Annotated in this window: 21 protein-coding genes; 14 read left to right on the top strand and 7 right to left on the bottom strand. The window is 63.9% G+C overall.

The annotated features are described in order from the left end of the window. Positions 1 to 18: 18 nt before the first annotated feature. The 5 genes from AB8841_RS28520 to AB8841_RS28500 all read left to right on the top strand — a co-directional run bounded on the left by AB8841_RS28520 (position 19) and on the right by AB8841_RS28500 (position 6,203). Positions 19 to 1,455 carry a M20 family metallopeptidase gene (locus tag AB8841_RS28520; protein WP_370439107.1) on the top strand — a complete coding sequence of 479 codons (1,437 nt, stop codon included), beginning with the start codon at positions 19 to 21 and terminating at the stop codon, positions 1,453 to 1,455. A 154-nt stretch (positions 1,456 to 1,609) separates the two neighbouring features. Next, positions 1,610 to 2,554 carry a ring-cleaving dioxygenase gene (locus AB8841_RS28515; RefSeq protein WP_370439106.1) on the top strand — a complete coding sequence of 315 codons (945 nt, stop codon included), beginning with the start codon at positions 1,610 to 1,612 and terminating at the stop codon, positions 2,552 to 2,554. A gap of 242 nt (positions 2,555 to 2,796) precedes the next feature. Beyond that, the gene (locus tag AB8841_RS28510) at positions 2,797 to 3,324 is read left to right on the top strand and encodes a molybdopterin-dependent oxidoreductase (protein WP_370439105.1); all 528 of its coding nucleotides are present in this window, start codon (positions 2,797 to 2,799) and stop codon (positions 3,322 to 3,324) included. Positions 3,325 to 3,353: 29 nt separating this feature from the next. Beyond that, positions 3,354 to 5,777: a putative bifunctional diguanylate cyclase/phosphodiesterase gene (locus AB8841_RS28505; protein ID WP_370439104.1), complete on the top strand. Its 2,424-nt coding sequence runs from the start codon at positions 3,354 to 3,356 to the stop codon at positions 5,775 to 5,777. A 39-nt stretch (positions 5,778 to 5,816) separates the two neighbouring features. After that, complete coding sequence (locus tag AB8841_RS28500) at positions 5,817 to 6,203, top strand: 6-carboxytetrahydropterin synthase (protein WP_370439103.1); 387 nt, start codon at positions 5,817 to 5,819, stop codon at positions 6,201 to 6,203. Between the two features lie 215 nt (positions 6,204 to 6,418). Here AB8841_RS28500 and AB8841_RS28495 read toward each other — a convergent pair whose 3' ends face one another. The 4 genes from AB8841_RS28495 to AB8841_RS28480 all read right to left on the bottom strand — a co-directional run bounded on the left by AB8841_RS28495 (position 6,419) and on the right by AB8841_RS28480 (position 9,233). Beyond that, positions 6,419 to 7,240 (bottom strand): MipA/OmpV family protein, encoded by an 822-nt coding sequence (locus tag AB8841_RS28495; protein WP_370439102.1) that lies wholly within the window; start codon positions 7,238 to 7,240, stop codon positions 6,419 to 6,421. A 216-nt stretch (positions 7,241 to 7,456) separates the two neighbouring features. Next, positions 7,457 to 7,579: a hypothetical protein gene (locus tag AB8841_RS28490; protein WP_370439101.1), complete on the bottom strand. Its 123-nt coding sequence runs from the start codon at positions 7,577 to 7,579 to the stop codon at positions 7,457 to 7,459. Positions 7,580 to 7,615: 36 nt separating this feature from the next. After that, positions 7,616 to 8,467, bottom strand: a complete 852-nt coding sequence (locus tag AB8841_RS28485) for a sulfite exporter TauE/SafE family protein (protein WP_370439100.1) — start codon at positions 8,465 to 8,467, stop codon at positions 7,616 to 7,618. 199 nt (positions 8,468 to 8,666) lie between these two features. Beyond that, positions 8,667 to 9,233 carry a BON domain-containing protein gene (locus AB8841_RS28480; RefSeq protein WP_370439099.1) on the bottom strand — a complete coding sequence of 189 codons (567 nt, stop codon included), beginning with the start codon at positions 9,231 to 9,233 and terminating at the stop codon, positions 8,667 to 8,669. On the opposite strand from AB8841_RS28480, the gene AB8841_RS28475 reads away from it, so the two are divergent. Beyond that, the gene (locus AB8841_RS28475; protein WP_370439098.1) at positions 9,232 to 9,582 is read left to right on the top strand and encodes an HNH endonuclease; all 351 of its coding nucleotides are present in this window, start codon (positions 9,232 to 9,234) and stop codon (positions 9,580 to 9,582) included. The genes AB8841_RS28480 and AB8841_RS28475 overlap by 2 nt on opposite strands. A gap of 335 nt (positions 9,583 to 9,917) precedes the next feature. Here the strand turns inward: AB8841_RS28475 and AB8841_RS28470 are convergent, their stop codons facing one another. Continuing rightward, the gene (locus tag AB8841_RS28470; protein WP_370439097.1) at positions 9,918 to 10,622 is read right to left on the bottom strand and encodes a winged helix-turn-helix transcriptional regulator; all 705 of its coding nucleotides are present in this window, start codon (positions 10,620 to 10,622) and stop codon (positions 9,918 to 9,920) included. A gap of 58 nt (positions 10,623 to 10,680) precedes the next feature. Between AB8841_RS28470 and AB8841_RS28465 the strand changes: the two genes are divergently transcribed. From AB8841_RS28465 to AB8841_RS28455, 3 genes are read left to right on the top strand one after another with little or no spacing between them, the layout of a single operon-like run. Further along, on the top strand, positions 10,681 to 11,112 hold the full coding sequence (locus AB8841_RS28465) for a VOC family protein (RefSeq protein WP_370439096.1): 432 nt from the start codon (positions 10,681 to 10,683) through the stop codon (positions 11,110 to 11,112). Between the two features lie 31 nt (positions 11,113 to 11,143). Next, a complete protein-coding gene (locus AB8841_RS28460) occupies positions 11,144 to 11,623 on the top strand; it encodes an SRPBCC family protein (RefSeq protein WP_370439095.1) in 480 nt (159 codons plus the stop codon). A gap of 15 nt (positions 11,624 to 11,638) precedes the next feature. Beyond that, positions 11,639 to 11,992: a DUF1428 domain-containing protein gene (locus tag AB8841_RS28455; protein WP_370439094.1), complete on the top strand. Its 354-nt coding sequence runs from the start codon at positions 11,639 to 11,641 to the stop codon at positions 11,990 to 11,992. A gap of 241 nt (positions 11,993 to 12,233) precedes the next feature. Here AB8841_RS28455 and AB8841_RS28450 read toward each other — a convergent pair whose 3' ends face one another. Further along, the gene (locus AB8841_RS28450) at positions 12,234 to 12,683 is read right to left on the bottom strand and encodes a hypothetical protein (protein ID WP_370439093.1); all 450 of its coding nucleotides are present in this window, start codon (positions 12,681 to 12,683) and stop codon (positions 12,234 to 12,236) included. Positions 12,684 to 12,693: 10 nt separating this feature from the next. After that, entirely contained in the window at positions 12,694 to 13,389 is a 696-nt protein-coding gene (locus tag AB8841_RS28445) for a GntR family transcriptional regulator (protein WP_370439092.1), read from the bottom strand. Positions 13,390 to 13,537: 148 nt separating this feature from the next. Between AB8841_RS28445 and AB8841_RS28440 the strand changes: the two genes are divergently transcribed. From AB8841_RS28440 to AB8841_RS28420, 5 genes are all read left to right on the top strand, one after another. Then, positions 13,538 to 14,467: a dihydrodipicolinate synthase family protein gene (locus AB8841_RS28440; protein ID WP_370439091.1), complete on the top strand. Its 930-nt coding sequence runs from the start codon at positions 13,538 to 13,540 to the stop codon at positions 14,465 to 14,467. Positions 14,468 to 14,580: 113 nt separating this feature from the next. Next, complete coding sequence (locus AB8841_RS28435; RefSeq protein ID WP_370439090.1) at positions 14,581 to 15,603, top strand: 4-hydroxyproline epimerase; 1,023 nt, start codon at positions 14,581 to 14,583, stop codon at positions 15,601 to 15,603. Positions 15,604 to 15,677: 74 nt separating this feature from the next. Then, positions 15,678 to 16,916, top strand: a complete 1,239-nt coding sequence (locus tag AB8841_RS28430) for an NAD(P)/FAD-dependent oxidoreductase (RefSeq protein ID WP_370439089.1) — start codon at positions 15,678 to 15,680, stop codon at positions 16,914 to 16,916. 421 nt (positions 16,917 to 17,337) lie between these two features. After that, positions 17,338 to 18,144, top strand: coding sequence for a transporter substrate-binding domain-containing protein (locus AB8841_RS28425; protein WP_370439088.1), 807 nt, complete (start codon positions 17,338 to 17,340; stop codon positions 18,142 to 18,144). Between the two features lie 75 nt (positions 18,145 to 18,219). Further along, positions 18,220 to 18,885 carry an amino acid ABC transporter permease gene (locus AB8841_RS28420; protein ID WP_370439087.1) on the top strand — a complete coding sequence of 222 codons (666 nt, stop codon included), beginning with the start codon at positions 18,220 to 18,222 and terminating at the stop codon, positions 18,883 to 18,885. Positions 18,886 to 18,893 lie beyond the last annotated feature (8 nt).

Here is an 18,893-nt window from a genome sequence, read left to right as displayed (position 1 = left end):
TGAAGAGACAGTCCCGCCATGCAGAACGATCCCTTGAGCCTTGATGAAATCGTACGTCGCGTGAATGCGAAGGCCGCCGATTACTGCGCCCTGAGCGACCGCATCTGGGCGATGCCGGAACTCGCTTTCGAGGAGCATCGCTCGGTCGCCGAGCAGATCGCCATGCTGGAGCGCGAGGGCTTCCGGATCACGAAGAACGTGGGCGGCATGGCCACCGCCTTCGTGGCCGAATACGGCAAAGGCGGCCCCATCGTGGGCATTCTGGGCGAGTTCGATGCGCTGCCCGATCTTGCCCAGGTGTCGGGCCTGACCGAGCACCGGCCGACCACGAAGGGCACGCCGGGGCACGGCTGCGGGCACAACCTCCTGGGTTCCGGTTCGGCGCTGGCCGCAGTGGCGCTCAAGGACGCGCTGGAAGCGGAGGGCATCGCCGGCACGGTGCGCTATTACGGCTGTCCGGCCGAGGAGAGCGGCTCCGGCAAGACCTTCATGGCCCGCGAGGGCCTGTTCGACGATCTCGACGCCGCCTTCTGCTGGCATCCGAGCGTGGTCAACGAAGTGCAGACCACCTCGTCGCTCGCCTGTATCCAGGCCTATTTCCGCTTCACGGGCCGCGCCGCCCATGCGGCGGCGGCTCCGCATGTGGGCCGCAGCGCGCTTGACGCAGTGGAGCTCATGAATGTGGGCGTGAACTACATGCGCGAGCACATGCCCTCCGACGCGCGCGTGCATTACGCCATTACCAACACAGGCGGCGACGCGCCGAACGTGGTGCAGGCCTACGCGGAATCGCTCTATCTCGTGCGCTCGCCGCATCTGCCGGACGCGGAGCGCCTGTTCGAGCGCGTGAAGAAAATCGCAGAAGGCGCCTCCCTGATGACCGAGACGTCCTTCACCGTGCAGATCACGGATGCGACCTCGAACGTCGTGCCCAACAAGGTGCTGCAGGAGGTCATGTACGAGAACATGAAGCGCCTCGGCGGCCCGGGCTTCGACGAGACGGATTATGCCTTCGCGGGCGAGCTGCAGAAGAAGGCGCTCACGAAGGAGGAAATCCTCGCGAGCGTCACCCCGCACGATCGTTCGCTCGCCACCGAGGTGCTGCATGACGGCCTGCTCTGCATGCCGACCCGGGAGGTGGTCCAGATGGGCACCACGGATGTCGGCGACGTGAGCTGGATCGTCCCGACCGTGCAGTGCCATGCGGCCTGTTTCGCCATCGGAACCCCGTTCCACACCTGGCAGCTCGTCGCCCAGGGCAACCTGCCAGCGGCCCACAAGGGCATGGTGCTCGCCGCCAAGGCCATGGCCTCCACGGCGGCCGATTGCCTGCGCAATCCCGACATCATCGTCCGCGCGAAGGCGGAGCTGAAGGAGCGCACGGGCGGAAGGGCCTATCTCTGCCCGATTCCGCCGGAGGTGACGCCAGACGATCTGCGCGCCAAGGCTGCCTAACGGGCCGCCCGACACCCGTCTTTTCAAAGCTGCAAGGATTTGGCTTGAGAGCGGCCAAGTCCTTGCATTTGAGCAAAGTTCCCTTGGCGCGCGGCAGGGTCGCGATCCTGACGTCCCGGCCCTATCTTCCGGTCAACACCCATGGAGCATTCCCATGAAACTGACCGGAATTCATCATCTCACCGCCGTCACGGCCGACGCGTCCGGCAACCACGCCTTCTACACCCAGGCGCTCGGTATGCGGCTCGTGAAGAAGACCGTGAACCAGGACGACGTGAGCGCCTATCACCTCTTCTATGCGGACGGGAGGGCCACGCCCGGCACCGACATCACCTTCTTCGACTGGCCGGTGGCGCCCGAGCGGCGCGGCACCCACAGCATCACGCGCACGGGTCTTCGCGTGAACGGCGAGAAGGCGCTGCAATGGTGGAAGGACCGCCTGGCCTCCCTCGATATCGCGCATCAGCCGGTCGCCGAGCGCGATGGCCGGCTCGTTCTCGATTTCGAGGATTTCGAAGGCCAGCGCCTGAGCCTCATCGATGACGGCGGGCGGGGCGAGGCGCATCCGTGGGAGCGCAGCCCCGTCCCGGCGGAATACCAGATCCGGGGCCTCGGCCCTATCACCATCAGCGTTCCGAAGCCCGAACGCACGGCTCTCGTGCTGACCGCCGCCATGGACATGCGGGCGGCCCGCGAGTATCGCATCGGCGACACGCCCGTCCATGTGTTCGAGATGGGCGAGGGCGGGCCTGCCGCGGAACTGCACATGGCCGTGGAGCCCGATCTGCCGTTCGCGCAGCCGGGTGCCGGCGGTGTGCATCACGTGGCGTTCCGCACTCCGAACGAGCAGACCTATCAGGAGTGCTGGGAGCGGCTGCAGAGCCTGCGCGCGCCGTCGAGCGGCCCGGTGGACCGCTATTATTTCCGCAGCCTCTATTTCCGCGAGCCCAACGGCATTCTGTTCGAGATCGCCACCGATGGTCCCGGCTTCGCCACGGACGAGCCCATGGAGGCGCTCGGCGAAAGTCTCGCCCTGCCGCCTTTCCTGGAGCCGCGGCGCGCCGAGATCGAGGCGGGCCTGAAGCCGCTCAGGGCCTGAACGCCTTGCATATCCTCGATTCCAGCCGCCTTGCCGAAGCGGCAGGGTGGCTGGAAATCGCAGTCGCTCCGGCCTTTGACCGAGAGAAAGCGATGGCTGAGGCGATGTCGGGCGAGAGGCCTGAGCGCAGGAACGAACATGTTACATAGTTGGGTGTGTACGAAGGTCTCGTCTGTCCCGATAAATAAAGTTTTACCACACCCCATATAAGCGTGTATTTACTGAGCACTATGATGGGGCTGATGATGTCTAAGTTCAAAGCGAGAGCTCTTTTCTTATGTGCGCTCGTCGCGCTCTCGGCATGGTTTGGGGCTGCAGTTGCGGAAGCCGCACCGCTTCCGGCGCCCACGGAAAAACCCATTCTCACCATTTCCGGCAAGATCAAAGTCACCAACAAGGGCGATACGGCGGAGTTCGACCGGCCCATGCTGGAGGCCATGGGCCTGGAAACCTTCACGACCACGACTCCCTGGTATTCCGAGCCGACGAAATTCGAGGGGATCCCGATCGCGAAGATCCTGGACAGGCTTGGAGCCTCGGGCGAGCACCTCATGGTGATCGCCCTCAACGACTACAGCAGCGACATCCCTGTCGCGGATGTCAGAAAGTACAAGGTCCTTTTCGCACTCAAAGTGAACGGCGAGTACATATCCGTCCGTGACAAGGGCCCTATCTTCATCATCTATCCCTTCGATTCCGATCCCGATCTGCAGCACCAGACCTATTACGGCCGCTCGGTGTGGCAGGTCTCCAAGATCGTCGTGAAGTAACGCCCCCTGAGCGCTTCGGAGAATTTCGTTTGTCGCTGCGCACGCTCAAACTGGTGCTTGCCGTCGTCATTGCCGGCTTCATCGTGTCCGCAGCCTACATCTCGATTCTCATCGTCGAGCGCCAGGATGTCCTCAAGCATGTCGCGCGCTACAACACGCCCTGGCACGCCGCTCAGGCCGTGCACGAGTTCACGCGCCTGGAGCAGCGCCTGAGCGCCTTCGCGGCCCATGATCCAACGGTCTCTCAGGACGAGGTCTCGCTTCGATACGACATCATCGTCAGCCGAACGAACCTGCTCTTCGCGGGCGATTTCCGGGAATTTCTCTATTCCGCGCCCGAATGGCTCGCCGTGGCCCAGGAGCTGGACAAGGCCCTGAAGGCGATCCAGCCCACCATCGATCATCTGGACGGGCCTGATGCCGCGATGGCGGCCCTCAAGGTGCTGGAACCGCTGGAGATCAAGCTCGCGGGCCTCGCGTCCGCGGCCAATCATTACGGCGGACAGCGCGCCGAGCAGGATCAGCACGAACTGATCCGCCTGCACTGGATGTTCTCCAGTCTGGCGGCCGGCCTGATCGTCTTCGGCCTGTTCCTGCTGGCCCTGCTGGGATGGCACAACCGGCTCCTGGAACGGGCGCACAACGAACTGCGGCTTTACGCCGACAATTTCGAGAACATCTCGGCGAAACTGGAGAGGACCAACAAGGCTCTCAGCAGCGCCTATGAGGAGCTGCAGCTCCGTAACGAGGCGCTCCAGGCCCAGGAGCACGAGCTCAGGATGCAGAACGAGCGCTTCGATGCGGCGCTCAACAACATGTCCCACGGCCTGTGCATGGTGGACGGCTCCGACCGCATCATCGTTTTCAACGCGCGTTTCGCGGAACTCTTCGGCATCGACAGGACCGTGCAGCCCGGCGTCACGCTCGGCCATCTGATCGGCCAGGCGGAGGCGCAGGATCGCGAGGAAGTGAGCCCCTTGCGCGGCATCGTGGCCGAACAGCAGGAACTCATGCTCAAGAGGCAGCAGTTCGGCTTCATCCACGAGGAGCCCGACGGGCAGACCTTCGCCATCTCCCATCAGCCCATGTCCAATGGCGGCTGGGTGGCGACATACGAGGACATCACGGAGCGCCGGCAGGCGGAATCGCAGATCGCCTACATGGCTCATCATGATGCGCTCACCGATCTCGCCAACCGTGTGCTCTTCCGCCAGCAGCTGGAACACGCCCTCACCGAAACCGGGCGCGAGCGGCTGAAGATGGCGGTTCTCTGCCTCGACCTCGACCGCTTCAAGGACGTGAACGATTCTCTCGGCCACGAGACCGGCGATGCTCTGCTCAAGCTGGTGGCCGAGAGGCTGCGCAGCTGCATCCGTCCGCAGGACGTGGTCGCGCGACTCGGCGGCGACGAATTCGCGATCCTGCAGCTCGCCATCGACGATCAGCAGGATTGTGCGACTCTCGCCACGCGCATCGTCGAAGCGGTGAGCATGCCTTACGATCTCGAGGGCCAGGAAATCGTCATCGGCACCAGCATCGGCATCGCGGTCGCCTCCGAGGGCAACCTCTCGCCCGATCAGCTGCTCAAGCAGGCGGACCTTGCGCTCTACCGCGCCAAGGCCGACGGCCGGGCGACCTATCGCTTCTTCGAGCCGGAGATGGATGCGGAGCTGCAGGCCCGCCGCTTGCTCGAAACCGATCTGCGCAAGGCTCTCGTAAACCGCGAGTTCGAGCTGTATTTCCAGCCGCAGGTCGATGTGCGGGCGAACGAGATCGGAGGCTACGAGGCGCTTCTGCGCTGGCAGCACCCCGAGCGCGGCATGATCTCGCCTGCCGAATTCATCCCGGTCGCCGAAGACATCGGACTGATCTCGCCCCTGGGCGACTGGGTGCTGGAGCAGGCCTGCATAGTGGCCACCGGATGGCCGAGAGGGATCAAGGTCGCGGTGAACCTCTCGCCCGTGCAGTTCCGCAACAAGACCCTCGTCCAGAGCGTGAGCCGCGCGCTCGCCCGCTCAGGGCTGGCGCCGGATCGCCTGGAGCTGGAGGTCACCGAGTCTGTTCTTCTGCAGGACAACGAACTGACCGTCGCGACCTTGCATCAGCTGCGCCGCATGGGCGTGCGCATCGCCATGGACGATTTCGGCACGGGCTATTCCTCGCTGAGCTATCTGCGCAGCTTCCCGTTCGACAAGATCAAGATCGACCAGAGCTTCGTGCGCGAGCTCTCCTCCCGGGCGGATTGCCTGGCGATCGTGCGCTCGATCGCGGGACTGGGCGCAAGCCTCGGCATGTCGACCGTCGCCGAGGGTGTCGAGACGGAGGACCAATTCCTTCAGATCACGGCAGCCGGATGCACCGAGGTCCAAGGATATTACTTCGGACGGCCCAAGCCTGCCTCCGAACTCGTCCACATGCTCGCGACGAAGCGGCGAAAAGCCGAAGTCGCCTGACGCGAGCGGTCAATCCCATCACAAACCAGAGGAAGACCCATGAAGACCTACTGCGAATTCACGTTCGAAGCCGCCCATTCGGTGCATCCCTATTCCGGGCTGCACGGCCACACGTTCATCGCGCGGCTGACCTTCGGCGGCCTGATCGACGAGGTCTATGGCTGGCCGGTCAATCTCTATGACGTCGAGAACTACATCAAGGAACTGAAGGGCGATCACGGCACAGGCCTCGACCATGCCAACCTCGATCTCAAGCAGGACGAGATCGGCCTCGCCTCGCTCGAGAACATCACGACTTATATCTGGCGCAACGTGAAGGAACGCTTCCCGAACCTCGAGGAAGTCGAGCTCAAGCGCGGCATGTCGGGCTCGTCGGAAGGCTGCATCTATCGCGGCGAGACGCCGTCGGCTCATCTCGCGGCCTAGGGCATCGAACGCAAAAGTGGGAACCGGTTTTGCGTGAAAAGATGCTCGAGCAAGGAGAGCATCGAACGGGAAAATTGGAATCCACTTTTGGGATCAATCCGATGCTCAAGATCAAAATGTTAAAGCGTCGGACGTGAGCTCGATGTCACGTCAGACGCTCTAAGATCAAGAAGTACGGCGCCCGAAGGTCTCTTCGGGCGCGGTGCGTTTCAACCTCACCGACCCACGGCGAAGGAATAGGAGATGGTGAGGCCGAGACCGATCTGGTTCTCGGAGCCGAATTCCTGAACGATCGGGCTGTCCGCCGCGTCGCCCACCAGGCGCTTGTAGGACACGAAAGCCGTCGTGGCCCATTGCTCCGACCAGTTGTAGGACGCGCTCGCGATCGCTCCGACGGACGTGATGCCGCCGGACGGACGATAGGCCCAGACCTGTCCGTTGAGTGCCGCCTCCTCGGGCGTCACGCCGAAATAGGTGCGCGTGAACTCCCCGTCGCCGAGCGACAGGCGCGGGCCCGCCGAGACCGTGAAGGCTCCGAAGGTCTGCACCAGATCGAGTCCCAGATCGGCCACGAAGCCGTCATGCCCGTTGATGCCGTGGCGAATCTCGGCGCGGGCGCGCAGGAAATCGACGGGCCAGTACTCCACGAAAAGTCCCGGTTCGATGGCCCAGTTGATCTTGTCGAGGCCGACGAGTCGCCTGTCATCCTGCAGGTAGCGTCCCCCGACAAAGCGGCCGACCACGCCGAAGCGCAGCGCCGAGGCGTCGAGGACGGAGAAGCTCAATCCATCGTCGGGAGCGCTGAAGCGCTCCACCGTTCCCGCGCGGCGCAGGCTCAAGGACGGATAGCCGATGAAGCTCAGATCGTCCGCGCCGGGAAAAGCGGGCTGCGCCTGCAGATTGGCTTTGAGCGTCACGATCCAGCCCGAGGGGCTTTCGGGCAGGAGGGTGAAGAACGGATCCGCCGCCTGAGCCGAACCAGCCCCTGCACCAGCGAGAAACAGCGTGGCGAGGCTGAGCGATTTCGGAAAGCGCATGGTTCGACACCGTGTGTGCGTGATCGGGAGTCCGTCCTGACGGCAAATGCCGGGGAGGTCAAGCCATCGCGCGCAGGCGGTTCGGCGTTAGGTCAAGGAGCGGTGAACGGCCGCCCCGCCGAACTTTTCGTCTTCCCGGACGGTTGTCCGGTGAAACGATGAGGAGAAGGCTTCCTTGACCGCGATTGCCAGTAGTCGCCCGCAGCCCGACGAATTCTATCCGAAACCGCCGCCGACGGAGCCGGTTCCAGGCATGCCGACGCCGCCCGAAACCCCCGTGCCGCCGGACGCGCCGAGAGTTCCCTCGCCGATTCCGGAGCAGCCCCCAGAGCCGGACAAGCCCGTCATCCACCCGACGCCGCCTCCCGAGGTGCCTTAGGCGATGAGGCTCGCGGCGAAGCGGGCGCAGACGAGCACGAGAAAGATCCCGAAGGCGAGTTCGAGCCGGCGCTTGGAGAGGCGGTGAGCGAGCCGCGCGCCGACCGGCGCCATCCAGGCGCTGGTGGGGATGAACAGCAGCAGGCCGATCAGCGAGACATAACCCAGCGCCAGCGGTGGCTGGAACGCCGTGACGTCCGGGTAATCGGCCATGTGCGGCCAGCCCGCATAGATGTAGCCGATCGCGCCGGGGATCGAGATCAGGATGCCTAAGCCCGAGGAGGTCGCCACCGCCTGGTGAATGGGCCGGTTGTAGAAGGTCATGAACAGGTTCGAGAGCTGGCCGCCACCGATCCCCATGAGGGCGGAGAGCACGCCGATGAGCCCGCCATAGGCCACCATGACGGGCCGGTCCGGCATGTCGAGGCCGAGTCGCCAGGTGTCCTTGCCGAAGAGCAGCCGGATCGCCGAAAAGCCCGCCACCACCACGAACACGCCCTTGAACAGGTCGGCGGGCGCGTAGCGTGCGATGACGCTGCCGAGCACGACGCCCACCACGACCGGCACGGCCCAGACCTTGAGGATCGACATGTCGACCGCGCCTTTGGCGCGGTGTGCGTTGAAGGAGCGGATCGAGGTCGGGATGATGATCGCGAGCGAGGTGCCGACGCATAGCGGCATGCGCACCTCGTCGGGCACCACCAGGATCCGGAACAGCTCGTAGAGGATCGGCACCGCCACGGCGCCGCCGCCGACGCCGAACACGCCCGCCAGAAGCCCGGTGAGGGCACCGGCGGCAAGCAATGCCACCACCAGCCAGGCCAGATCGAAAACCGAGATACCGAACATGAGCAGATCACCGAAGAGCGGATGGAAGCGCCTGTCCCGAGGTCCTGAGACCTTTGCTTGCTAAAGCAAGGCCGCGGCCAAGGGAATTCGTCTAAAGAGAAACGATTCCTGCCCGACGCGCATGCTCCCGGTTATTCGGCCTCAAAAAGATCCGGCCGAGACAGCGGACCGCCGCACCGTTCCGGCAAAGAGCGCAAGGTCATGACGCGATGCTTTCCACGCGCAGGTTGTTCTGCACATGATGCACGCCCGAGGCGAGCTCGGCGAGGTCCTCGGCACGATATTTGAGGCCGCGGCTCGCTACGGTGCCGGAGAGCGTCACCTCGCCGTCCTTGACCGTCACCTCGACGTTCGAGGCATCGATGAAGCGGTCCTCCGTCAGGCGTTCGCATACGTCCTCGTGAATGCGCTCGTCGGAGCGTCTGTAACCTTTCGGGCCGCGCCCGCGGTGCGGACCTGACATGCCGCGGCCCATATGGCGACCCATGTCGCGCCCGCTACGCAGTTCCGGATCGTCCGGGTCGCGATCTCCGAGAGCGCCGAGACCCGAACGGTAGCGGCTGTAGGAGGGCGCAAAGCCTTCGTCGTCGCGAGGTCCGCCATGGCCGTCATCGACCACACCTCCGGAAAACTCGTCGGCATCGCTGCCATAGCCGCCCGGATATTCCCGGCCTTCGCCGCGAAAGCCGACGGCGCCGGTCGGAACGTCGCCATAGCCGTTGTCGTCGTTATAGGGGTTCCGGTTCCTGCGGCGGGTGTCTACCATGGCTCGGTCTCCTCTTTCGTGCCAAGTTCTGTTCCGTGCCAAGAGCAACCACCCGATCTCTCCCTGGTTCCCCTCCATGAAAGCCGCGCAACGCATCAAGCTGTTCGAGACGATTTTCGCCCTTGACGGTGGCTGCTGCGTCTATTGCGGCGTCGAAACGCACCATCTGGCGAAGGGCTTGAGCCGCTCGCCCGCTCTCGCGACGCTCGATCACGTGGTGCCGCGCTCCGTGGGCGGGCCGCTCACTCCCGCCAATCTCGTTCTCGCCTGCCAGGCCTGCAACAACCGGCGCGGCGTCATGGACGCGGAAGAGTTCCGCGCCCTCAGGAAGCGCGAGCTTCCGTCCTGAGCGCGGAACGTGCCCTCCTCGCGCATCGTGCGAAAAAGTGGACCCGGACGTTCGCAGAGGATGGAAATCCCAGGGCGGGATGCCCGTGACGGAGCCCATCATGAATCTCGAAGACAAGGTGCGCGAGGCGATCGTCGCCGAGCTGCGACGGCAGGCGGAAGGGGAAGCCAGGGCCTGCGCGTTGACATGAGAGAGGCCGAGACGATGACGATCAAGGGCCGCGTCAATCTCGACGAGCTGGCGATGGCGGTTGTGGGGTCGCTCGCCGGCGGACCTTGATCCCTTGTATCCCTCGCGCGGGGGCCCTGTCGTGTTTCGTCGGTTCCGATGCGCTCTCAGGCTGGAAGAGACGCTTTGGGCGGCAGCGGAAACAGGCCGACGAACCGTTCGGCCAGGGCCCTGTCGCCCTCCACCTTCAGCACGCCTGCGCTTTCCAGCGCGGCCATGGGCTGGCCGCCATAGATAGCGCCCGCCATCACCGGCGGCGCTCCGGAGAAGATCAGGTCCGCACCGTCCAGGGGCCCGCGCGCGATCTCGATCCTCCCATCGGCGAGATGCGCCAGGAAGGTTTCTGTGTCGCTCAGGCGAAAGCCGATTCGTGCATCCAGGCCCTCGGCTTTTGTCGAATCCAGCATCGTCCGCAGCGACAGGATGAAGGAGGCGGCGCTGAAGGGCAGGGTCGGGTCGTGCAGGGGCGAGCGGGCAGCCCAGCGGCCGAGCGCCTGGAAGATGGGCTCGCTCTCGTAGCCCCACTGCGTCAGCTCATAGACCTGAACGGAGGCAGGCGGCGGCAGCTTGCGGCGGACGAGGACGCCCGCGGCCTCCAACCCGTCGAGCCGCTGGGTCAGCACGTTCGCGCTGATGCCCGGCAGGCTCTCGCGCAGATCGCCGAACCGTTTCGGTCCGAGCATCAGTTCGCGCATGACCAGCAGGGCCCAGCGCTCTCCCACGAGGTCGAGGGCATGGGCTGCCGCGCAGGCGTCCTCGTAGTGACGCCGCGGCCGTGTTTCCGACCTGTTAGTTATTTTTTTTAACTTCATAGTTGCAATTTATAACTTTATCTGAAATCAATGTCAAAACCACAAAGGGGAGAAAGCCATGTCGAAACTCATTTTCGTGAACCTTCCGGTCGCCGACCTCGATCGAGCCGATGCGTTCTATCAGGCCATCGGTGCCGTCAAGAACCCGCAGTTCAGCGATCACACCGCGAGCTGCATGGTCCTTTCCGAGACCATTCACGCGATGCTGCTGACCCACGACAAGTTTCGCCAGTTCACGCCGAAAAAGATCGCCGATGCCCGCGAGACGACCGAAGTCCTGATTTGCCTCTCGGCCGATAGTCGCGAGGAAGTCGACGAAACCGTCGCGAAGGCCGCCGCTGCGGGCGGACGCGCCGATGCCGGCCCGAAGCAGGATTACGGCTTCATGTACGGCCGCAGCTTCGAGGATCCGGACGGCCATATCTGGGAAGTGATGTGGATGGATGTCGAAGCGGCCAAGGCGGCGATGGCCGATATGGCGAACGCGTAAGAACGCACGGCCGCAGCGGAGGGGCGAGTGCATGACCAACGAGACCGCCGCCCATGAGCTGTCGATCGCCCGGCTGATAGACGCACCGCCTGAAACCGTCTATCGCGTCTGGACCGAGCGCACCGCCGAATGGTGGGCGCCGCGTCCCTACACGACGCCGGAGGCTCATCTGGACCTGCGTCCCGGCGGACGCGGCCTGATGGCCATGCGGGCCCCCGACGGCACCGACCTCCCGCGCCAGGAGGGGGTGTTCCTCGAGGTCGTTCCGAACCGCAAGCTCGTGTTCACCGATGCCTTCAGGGCCGGATGGATTCCGCAGAATCCGTTCATGGTGGTGATCGTCACCTTCGACCCGGAAGGGGCGGGCACCCGCTACACGGCGCGCGTCCGCCACTGGAACGAGGAGACGCTCAAGCAGCACGAGGCCATGGGCTTCCACGAAGGGTGGGGCATCGTCGCGGGCCAGCTCGCCGCCCTGGCCGAAGGCCGCTCGATCCCGGAAGCGGCGTGACCGGAGGACCACATCATGAGCTATGTCGACGGATTCCTCATACCCGTGCCGTCCGGAAACCGGGAAGCCTATCGAGAGGCGGCCGCGAAGGCCGCGCCGGTCTTCAAGGAATACGGCGCGATCCGCATCGTGGAATGCTGGGGCGACGATCTGCCCGACGGCACGGTCACCGATTTCAAGGGCGCGGTGAAAGCCCACGAGAGCGAGAACGTCGTCTTCTCCTGGATCGTGTGGCCGTCCAAGGAGGCGCGCGATGAGGCCTACAAGACCCTCATGAGCGATCCCCGGCTCGCCGCAAACGACGTGCCCTTCGACACGAAGCGGCTGATCTTCGGTGGCTTTCAGGTCATTCTAGACACGGGGGAATAGCCCGACGAAGACGATCGCTCCCTGCCTGCGATTCGACGGGTCACAGAGGCGATGCCGACGATGGTCAAGCTCGATATCGATACGCTCGAAAGAGCATATCGGGGGCAGGCGGCGGTTTAGGCTTGTCCGGCATCGCTGCTACAGCGTCGGACGTGGAATCGAACTCACGTCCGACGCTTTAACATTGTGATCTTGAGCATCCTGTCACGCAAAACCGGTTCCCACATTTGCGTCCGATGCTCTAATCGCCCAGTGGCAACTGAGGCTTCTCGCTGATCTCGCGAATCTGCATCATCCCGCCCCTCACGATCACGAATTTGCCGCTGGAGACGGGATCATCGGCCAGGACCGCTTCCAGCTTTCGCCTGGGCTGAAAGTCCCGGTCGAAATCGGTGAACCCGAGGTCCAGGACAGTGATGCAGCGGTCGAACGCAACTGACGTTCCCAAAGGAAGGCGCTCGCCTCCCTTGAAGGATCGGCGCACGATGGCTGTGATCTCGCCACAGCGGGAGGCGTCGAGCCCCGGCGGATGTCGGGTCTGTAGAATCTCGACCTGTACATGAAATGGGGCCGCCCTCCACGCCTTGTTGAGCGCATCGATCTCCTCCTTCGGGAGCGGCATGAGGGCGAAGCTCGCTGTAGCGACCGGCAGGATCGTAAGGACCAGTGCAGAGAGCTTGATGAATTTCATCGCCGCCTCGCTATCTCCTCGCACTTACCTTCTGGTGCTGTTCGAGGTAGGTTCGCAGGGATTGTCCCGCGCCCTCGATATGCTTCTTCAGGAGCGTGCAGGCCGCGCCGATCTTGCCTTGCGTGCATAACGCGAGAATTTCGGCATGTTCGGCGGCGGCGCGCTCCATGCCCTGCGTCAGCGAGAGCTGGAGGCGTGTGTGCCGGTCGCTCTCCTGGAGAAGATTCGCGATGATGGCGAGCGAGCGCGGCTGCTTCGCATGCTGATAGAGCACCATGTGGAACTCGGTGTTCAGTTCGCCCCAGCGGCCGATATGCATGGCCCGCAGTTCCGAGCTGTATTCCTGCAGAATCTCGTTAAGGCGGATGTAGTCGGCTTCCATCAAATGCGGGGCCGAGGCCTTGAGCAAACGCGGTTCGAGCCAAGCCCTCAGTTCGAAGAGTTCGTCGATCTCCTCGGTGGACAGCTCCGACACGATGGCGCCCCGATGGGGATGGATCTTCACCAGCCCCTCCGCCTCGAGCTGCATCAAGGCCTCGCGGACCGGAATGCGGCTGACGCCGAACTCGGCCGCCAAGGCATCCTGGCGGAGCTGGAAGCCCGCGCCGAACTCCCCATCCACGATGCGGCGCCGCAGCTCCTCGGCGACGGCCGAGGAGATGGTCCTGTGCTGAAGGGATTTCTGAGCGGGTCTGGACGGCGGCATGGCAACTGACAGTTCTGTGACAAAGAAGAGAGGAACGGGATCTTATTGCTCTTTGGCGAAAGAGCTAGAGACCGCCGCTTGACATCGGCGATTTTATACAATCTACATTGACCAAGTTCAACGCCTCATCGCAGGAGCTTGGAGCACAATGGCGAAGAAAATCGGCTGGGAAGGCGTCTTTCCCGCAGTGACCACCCAGTTCAAGTCGAATTACGACCTGGACATCGAGGCAACCGCCAAGGTCATGGAGGGCCTGATCCGCGACGGAGTCTCCGGGCTGATCGTTTGCGGCACCGTCGGCGAGAACACGTCTCTGTCGCGCTCCGAAAAGATCGCCGTCATGGAAGCCGCGAAGGGCGTCTCCCGCGGCCGGGTGCCGGTGATTGCCGGCATCGCCGAGTTCACAACGGCCTTCGCGTCCGACGTCGCCAAGGAGGCCGCGCGCGTCGGGCTCGATGGCGTCATGGTGATGCCCGCTCTCGTCTATTCGTCGAAGCCGCACGAGACGGCCGCCCATTTCCGCGGCGTCTCCAAGGCGACCGACCTGCCGGTGATGGTCTACAACAACCCGCCGATCTACAAGAACGACGTGACGCCCGAGATCCTGGCCTCGCTCGCCGATTGCGACACCATCGTGTGCTTCAAGGATTCGTCCGGCGACACGCGCCGCTTCACCGACGTGAAGAACATGGTGGGCGACCGCTTCGTGATGTTCGCCGGCCTCGACGACGTGGTGGTCGAGAGCGTCATGCTCGGCGCGGCGGGCTGGATCTCCGGCATGTCGAACGCCTTCCCGCAGGAGGGCGAGACCCTGTTCCGCCTCGCGAAGGCCGCCCGCTACGAGGAGGCCCGCGCCCTCTACGAGTGGTTCATGCCGCTCCTGCACCTCGATGCCCGCCCGGATCTCGTGCAGTGCATCAAGCTCTGCGAGGAGATCATGGGCCGCGGCTCTGCGCTTACCCGTCCGCCGCGCCTTGCCCTGGGCGACCAGGACCGCGCCTATGTCGAGGCGATCATGGACAAGGCCCTGAAGAACCGCCCGGCGCTTCCCGATGTGGGATTGAAGCCCGCGGCCTGATACGATTACGGCGGGGGAGACGAAGGTCTCCTCCGCCTCATTTTTTGACCCTTCACGACAAAAGTTCGATCCTAAGAGTTCGATCCCAAGAATTCGATTCCAAGAGCGAAGCCATGGCGCGTCACACCTTTTTCTGCATCGACGGTCACACCTGCGGCAACCCGGTCCGCGTGGTCGGCGGCGGCAGCATCCCCCAGCTCAAAGGGGAGACCATGTTCGAGAGGCGCCAGCACTTCCTGGCGGAATACGACTGGATCCGCACGGGCCTCATGTTCGAGCCGCGCGGCCACGACATGATGTCGGGCTCGATCCTCTATCCGCCCACGCGCCCCGATTGCGATGTCGGCATTCTCTTCATCGAGACCTCCGGCTGTCTGCCCATGTGCGGCCACGGCACCATCGGCACGGTGACCATCGCGCTCGAGAACGGGCTGATTCACCCGAAGACCCCCGGGCTCCTCCGCCTCGATACCCCGGCTGGCGTCGTCGAGGCACGCTACGAGCAGAACGGGCCCTTCATCGAGAGCGTGCGCATCACCAACATCCCCTCGTTCCTCTACGGTACCGGCTACGAAGTCGAGGTCGAGGGGCTCGGGACACTCATGGTCGACGTAGCCTATGGCGGCAATTTCTATGCCATCGTCGAGAAACAGCCGCTCTATGCGGACCTCGCCGACGTGAATCCGTCCGACATCCTGCGCTGGAGCCCGAAGCTGCGCGAAGCCTTCAACGCGCGCTACAGGATCGCGCATCCCGAAAACCCGGCCATCGATCGCCTGACCCACGTTCTGTGGACCGGCAAGGCTCAGACGCCGGGCGGCACGGCGCGCAACGCCGTGTTCTACGGCGACAAGGCGATCGACCGTTCGCCCTGCGGCACGGGAACATCCGCCCGCATGGCGCATCTTGCTGCGCGCGGCGCCTTGAAGGAGGGCGACGCCTTCGTGCATGAGAGCATCATCGGCTCCACCTTCACCGGCCGCATCGAAGGCCGCGCCAAGGTGGGCGACCGCGATGCGATCATCCCGTCCATCGAAGGCTGGGCGCGGGTCACCGGATTCAACACCATCTTCATCGACGACCGCGATCCGTTCGCGAATGGTTTCCAGGTCGTCGACCAGAGCCGTTCCGCATAGATCGGACAAGGCTTGTCAGGGGCGGCCCCAAACGGACCGCCCCTGTCCGTGAGGGTTCTTCTACAACGGGTTTCATGATGCGGATTGCGATCGTTGGTGCGGGTATCGTCGGCCTTGCGGCCGCCCATGCGCTTCTCGACACAGGTCACCAGGTGACCCTCATCGATCCGGGAAACAATCCGCAGCGACCGACGGACGGCAATGCGGGCTGGATCGCCGACATGGACGTGATGCCGCTGGCCTCGCCCAAGGCATGGCGAAACCTTCCCCGATGGATGATGGATCCGCTCGGCCCGCTCACCATCAGGCCGTCCTATCTTCCCGCGCTGACGCCCTGGCTGGTGCGGTTCGTGCTGGCCTCGTCTCCCGGGCGCATCAAATCCAGCATTGCGGCCATTCGCTCGATCAACGCGCAGGCCCTGCCGGCCTGGAGGGCGCGTCTCTCGTCGCTTGGGCTGGACCAGCATCTGCGCGAGAAGGGCATCCTGTCGGTCTGGCGCGACCGCAACCACTTCCTGCAGGCTCAGGACATCATCGACCGACAGAAGGATTTCGGCATTCCGCTCGAGGTTCTCGGGCCGCGTGAGCTCGCCGATCTCGAGCCTGCGCTTCACCATGTCGAAGCGGGGGTGCTCTATTCGGCATCCTGCCATGTGTCCGATCCCGCGCTTCTTGCCTCCGACCTGCTCCGGCTTGCAATCGGGCGCGGCGCCACGGGCGTCGAGGGCAAAGCCCTTGCCATCCGGCCCACGGATGACGCCGTTCACGTTCACACGGACGCGGCGATGCGGATCGTGGCGGCGGACCGCGTGCTGATCTGTGCCGGCGTCTGGTCCCGTCAGCTCGCCAAGCAGCTGGGCGATGATGTTCCGCTCGATACCGAGCGCGGATACAACGCCACCTACGCAAAGGGCGCGTTCGGTCTCAATCGTCCCGTCATGTTCGAAGGAGAGGGCTTTGTCGCCTCGACGCTCGATACGGGCGACCGGGTGGGCGGGGCCGTCGAGTTCGCAGGCACGCAAGCGCCGCCCAACCATGAGCGCACCTCCGCCATGATCACGCGTCTCAAGCGCTTCCTGCCGCATCTGGATACCGGGCAGCCGGCAAAGCGCTGGATGGGCTTCAGACCTTCGATTCCGGATTCTCTTCCTGTGATCGGCGAGGCCTCGCGGGACAAGCGTGTGCTTTATGCGTTCGGGCACGCTCATCACGGGCTGACGCAGGCTGCGATCACATCCCGTCTCGTGGCCGAGCTGGTGGACGGATCGCCTGCGACGATCGACCTGAAGCCGTTTTCGGCGCAGCGCTTCTGATGTGACCCTCAAGGCGAAGCACGCCGTTGCGCTTCGCTAAGATGCCTTCGAAGACGCGTCCGGCGTGGTGACGCATGCGACCGGTTCCAGAGCATCGGACGCGGGAAGTGGATCTGCACTTTTGGAATTCCATCCGATGTCCTCTTCTTGGAAAAAGCGCATCGTGGTTGCGAGAAACCGGGGCCACTTTTTGCCAGCGCGACCCGCCGGGTCCGCACGATGCGCTAGCGCGCCTCGAGAGCTGCGCCTTCGAGGATGTTTGTCTCATTCTTTTGGCTGATCTCTGGGCACAGTCGCTCAGACATTAGGCGTAGTGAAACACATTTCATATTGCAAATTGTATCCAATATGCGGATGTTGCGTCACCTGACCTCGGGTGAGATTGCCGGGCGTCGGAGACGCAACAATCAGAGGACGAACGATGAAACTGAGGACAACAGCGGCCGCACTTCTTCTCGGCATGATCGCCGCCATGCCGGCCAAGGCGGACAAGCTCGACGATATCATCGCCTCCGGCGTGCTGCGCTGCGCAGTGACGCTCGACTTCCCGCCCATGGGCTCACGCGACGACAAGAACCAGCCCATCGGCTTCGACGTCGATACCTGCAACGACCTCGCGAAGGCCCTCGGCGTGAAGGCCGAGATCGTCGAAACGCCGTTCCCGGACCGCATTCCGGCTCTCGTCTCGGATCGCGCGGATGTGGGCGTCGCCTCGACCTCCGACACGCTCGAGCGCGCCAAGACCATCGGCTTCTCGATCCCCTATTTCGCCTTCAAGATGGTCGTTCTCACCCGCGACGACACGGGCATCGACGCCTATGAGAGCCTCAAGGGCAGGAAGACCGGTTCGACCTCCGGCACGTTCGAGGCGATCGCGCTCGAGAAGGACGTGAAGGCGTGGGGCACCGGATCGTTCCGTCCCTACCAGACCCAGGCCGACGTGTTCCTCGCGCTCTCCCAGGGCCAGATCGACGCGACGGTCGTGACGAACACGGTTGCGCATTCCGTCGCCAAGTCCGGCAAGTACAAGGGCTTCGTGGTGAAGGGCGATGCGCCCTACGTCACCGATTACGTCTCGCTCATCGGCCTGCGCCAGGAGCAGGGCCTTCTCAACTACCTCAACCTCTTCGTGAACCAGCAGGTCCGCACCGGCCGCTACAAGGAACTGTTCCAGAAGTGGGTCGGCGGCGAGGCCCCGGACCTGACCGTGAAGGGCGTCTATTACTGATCGTTCCGCACAGGGCCGAGGGCCATGCATGGCCCTCGGCCGTTTTGATTTTGTTCCGTTCTGGGGCACGCCTTCATGCTGAATTATACCTTTCACTGGCGCCCGGCTCTGAATGCTCTGCCAGACATGCTGGCAGGTGCATTTGTCTCGCTCCAGATCGCCGTGCTGTCGATGGTGATCGGCGTCATCCTGGCCGTGTTTCTGGCGCTCGGCCGCCAGTCGAACAACAAGCTCTTCTACGGCTTTTCGACCGGCTGGGTGGAACTCGCGCGCAACACGCCGGCCCTGTTCCAGGTCTACATGACGTATTTCGGCCTGGGCTCCTTCGGCATCCATCTCGATTCCTACGTGGCGCTTCTGGCGGGCATCGCCTTCAACAACGCTGGCTATCTCGCGGAGACCTTCCGCGGCGGCCTTCGCGCCATCCCGGACACACAGACGCGCGCCGCGCGCTCCCTCGGCATGAGTGCGCCGCAGGCGTTTCGCCTCATCGTCCTGCCGCAGATGTTCCGGATCGTCTTCTATCCCATGTCCAACCAGATGGTCTGGGCGCTCCTGATGACGTCGCTGGGCGTCACGGTCGGCCTCAACACGGACCTCACGGGCGTCACGCAGGATCTGAACGTGCGCACCTTCCGGACCTTCGAGTTCTTCGCCATCGCGGCCGTCATCTATTACCTCATGGCCAAGCTCATCACGCTCTCGTCGCGCCTCTTCGCCTGGCGCCTGTTCCGGTACTGAGGAGACGA

Origin of the sequence: Microvirga sp. TS319 (genome assembly GCF_041276405.1) — a bacterium.
Classification (GTDB): Bacteria; Pseudomonadota; Alphaproteobacteria; order Rhizobiales; family Beijerinckiaceae; genus Microvirga.
Note: the sequence above shows the minus strand (reverse complement) of the source record. Positions and strands in the feature narration are given on the sequence as shown.

Coding starts and splice junctions, on each gene's coding strand:
- AB8841_RS28520 (WP_370439107.1), top strand. CDS start 19: ATGCAGAACGATCCCTTGAGCCTTGATGAAATCGTACGTCGCGTGAAT.
- AB8841_RS28515 (WP_370439106.1), top strand. CDS start 1,610: ATGAAACTGACCGGAATTCATCATCTCACCGCCGTCACGGCCGACGCG.
- AB8841_RS28510 (WP_370439105.1), top strand. CDS start 2,797: ATGATGTCTAAGTTCAAAGCGAGAGCTCTTTTCTTATGTGCGCTCGTC.
- AB8841_RS28500 (WP_370439103.1), top strand. CDS start 5,817: ATGAAGACCTACTGCGAATTCACGTTCGAAGCCGCCCATTCGGTGCAT.
- AB8841_RS28495 (WP_370439102.1), bottom strand. CDS start 7,240: ATGCGCTTTCCGAAATCGCTCAGCCTCGCCACGCTGTTTCTCGCTGGT.
- AB8841_RS28485 (WP_370439100.1), bottom strand. CDS start 8,467: ATGTTCGGTATCTCGGTTTTCGATCTGGCCTGGCTGGTGGTGGCATTG.
- AB8841_RS28475 (WP_370439098.1), top strand. CDS start 9,232: ATGGCTCGGTCTCCTCTTTCGTGCCAAGTTCTGTTCCGTGCCAAGAGC.
- AB8841_RS28480 (WP_370439099.1), bottom strand. CDS start 9,233: ATGGTAGACACCCGCCGCAGGAACCGGAACCCCTATAACGACGACAAC.
- AB8841_RS28470 (WP_370439097.1), bottom strand. CDS start 10,622: ATGAAGTTAAAAAAAATAACTAACAGGTCGGAAACACGGCCGCGGCGT.
- AB8841_RS28465 (WP_370439096.1), top strand. CDS start 10,681: ATGTCGAAACTCATTTTCGTGAACCTTCCGGTCGCCGACCTCGATCGA.
- AB8841_RS28460 (WP_370439095.1), top strand. CDS start 11,144: ATGACCAACGAGACCGCCGCCCATGAGCTGTCGATCGCCCGGCTGATA.
- AB8841_RS28455 (WP_370439094.1), top strand. CDS start 11,639: ATGAGCTATGTCGACGGATTCCTCATACCCGTGCCGTCCGGAAACCGG.
- AB8841_RS28450 (WP_370439093.1), bottom strand. CDS start 12,683: ATGAAATTCATCAAGCTCTCTGCACTGGTCCTTACGATCCTGCCGGTC.
- AB8841_RS28445 (WP_370439092.1), bottom strand. CDS start 13,389: ATGCCGCCGTCCAGACCCGCTCAGAAATCCCTTCAGCACAGGACCATC.
- AB8841_RS28440 (WP_370439091.1), top strand. CDS start 13,538: ATGGCGAAGAAAATCGGCTGGGAAGGCGTCTTTCCCGCAGTGACCACC.
- AB8841_RS28435 (WP_370439090.1), top strand. CDS start 14,581: ATGGCGCGTCACACCTTTTTCTGCATCGACGGTCACACCTGCGGCAAC.
- AB8841_RS28430 (WP_370439089.1), top strand. CDS start 15,678: ATGATGCGGATTGCGATCGTTGGTGCGGGTATCGTCGGCCTTGCGGCC.
- AB8841_RS28425 (WP_370439088.1), top strand. CDS start 17,338: ATGAAACTGAGGACAACAGCGGCCGCACTTCTTCTCGGCATGATCGCC.
- AB8841_RS28420 (WP_370439087.1), top strand. CDS start 18,220: ATGCTGAATTATACCTTTCACTGGCGCCCGGCTCTGAATGCTCTGCCA.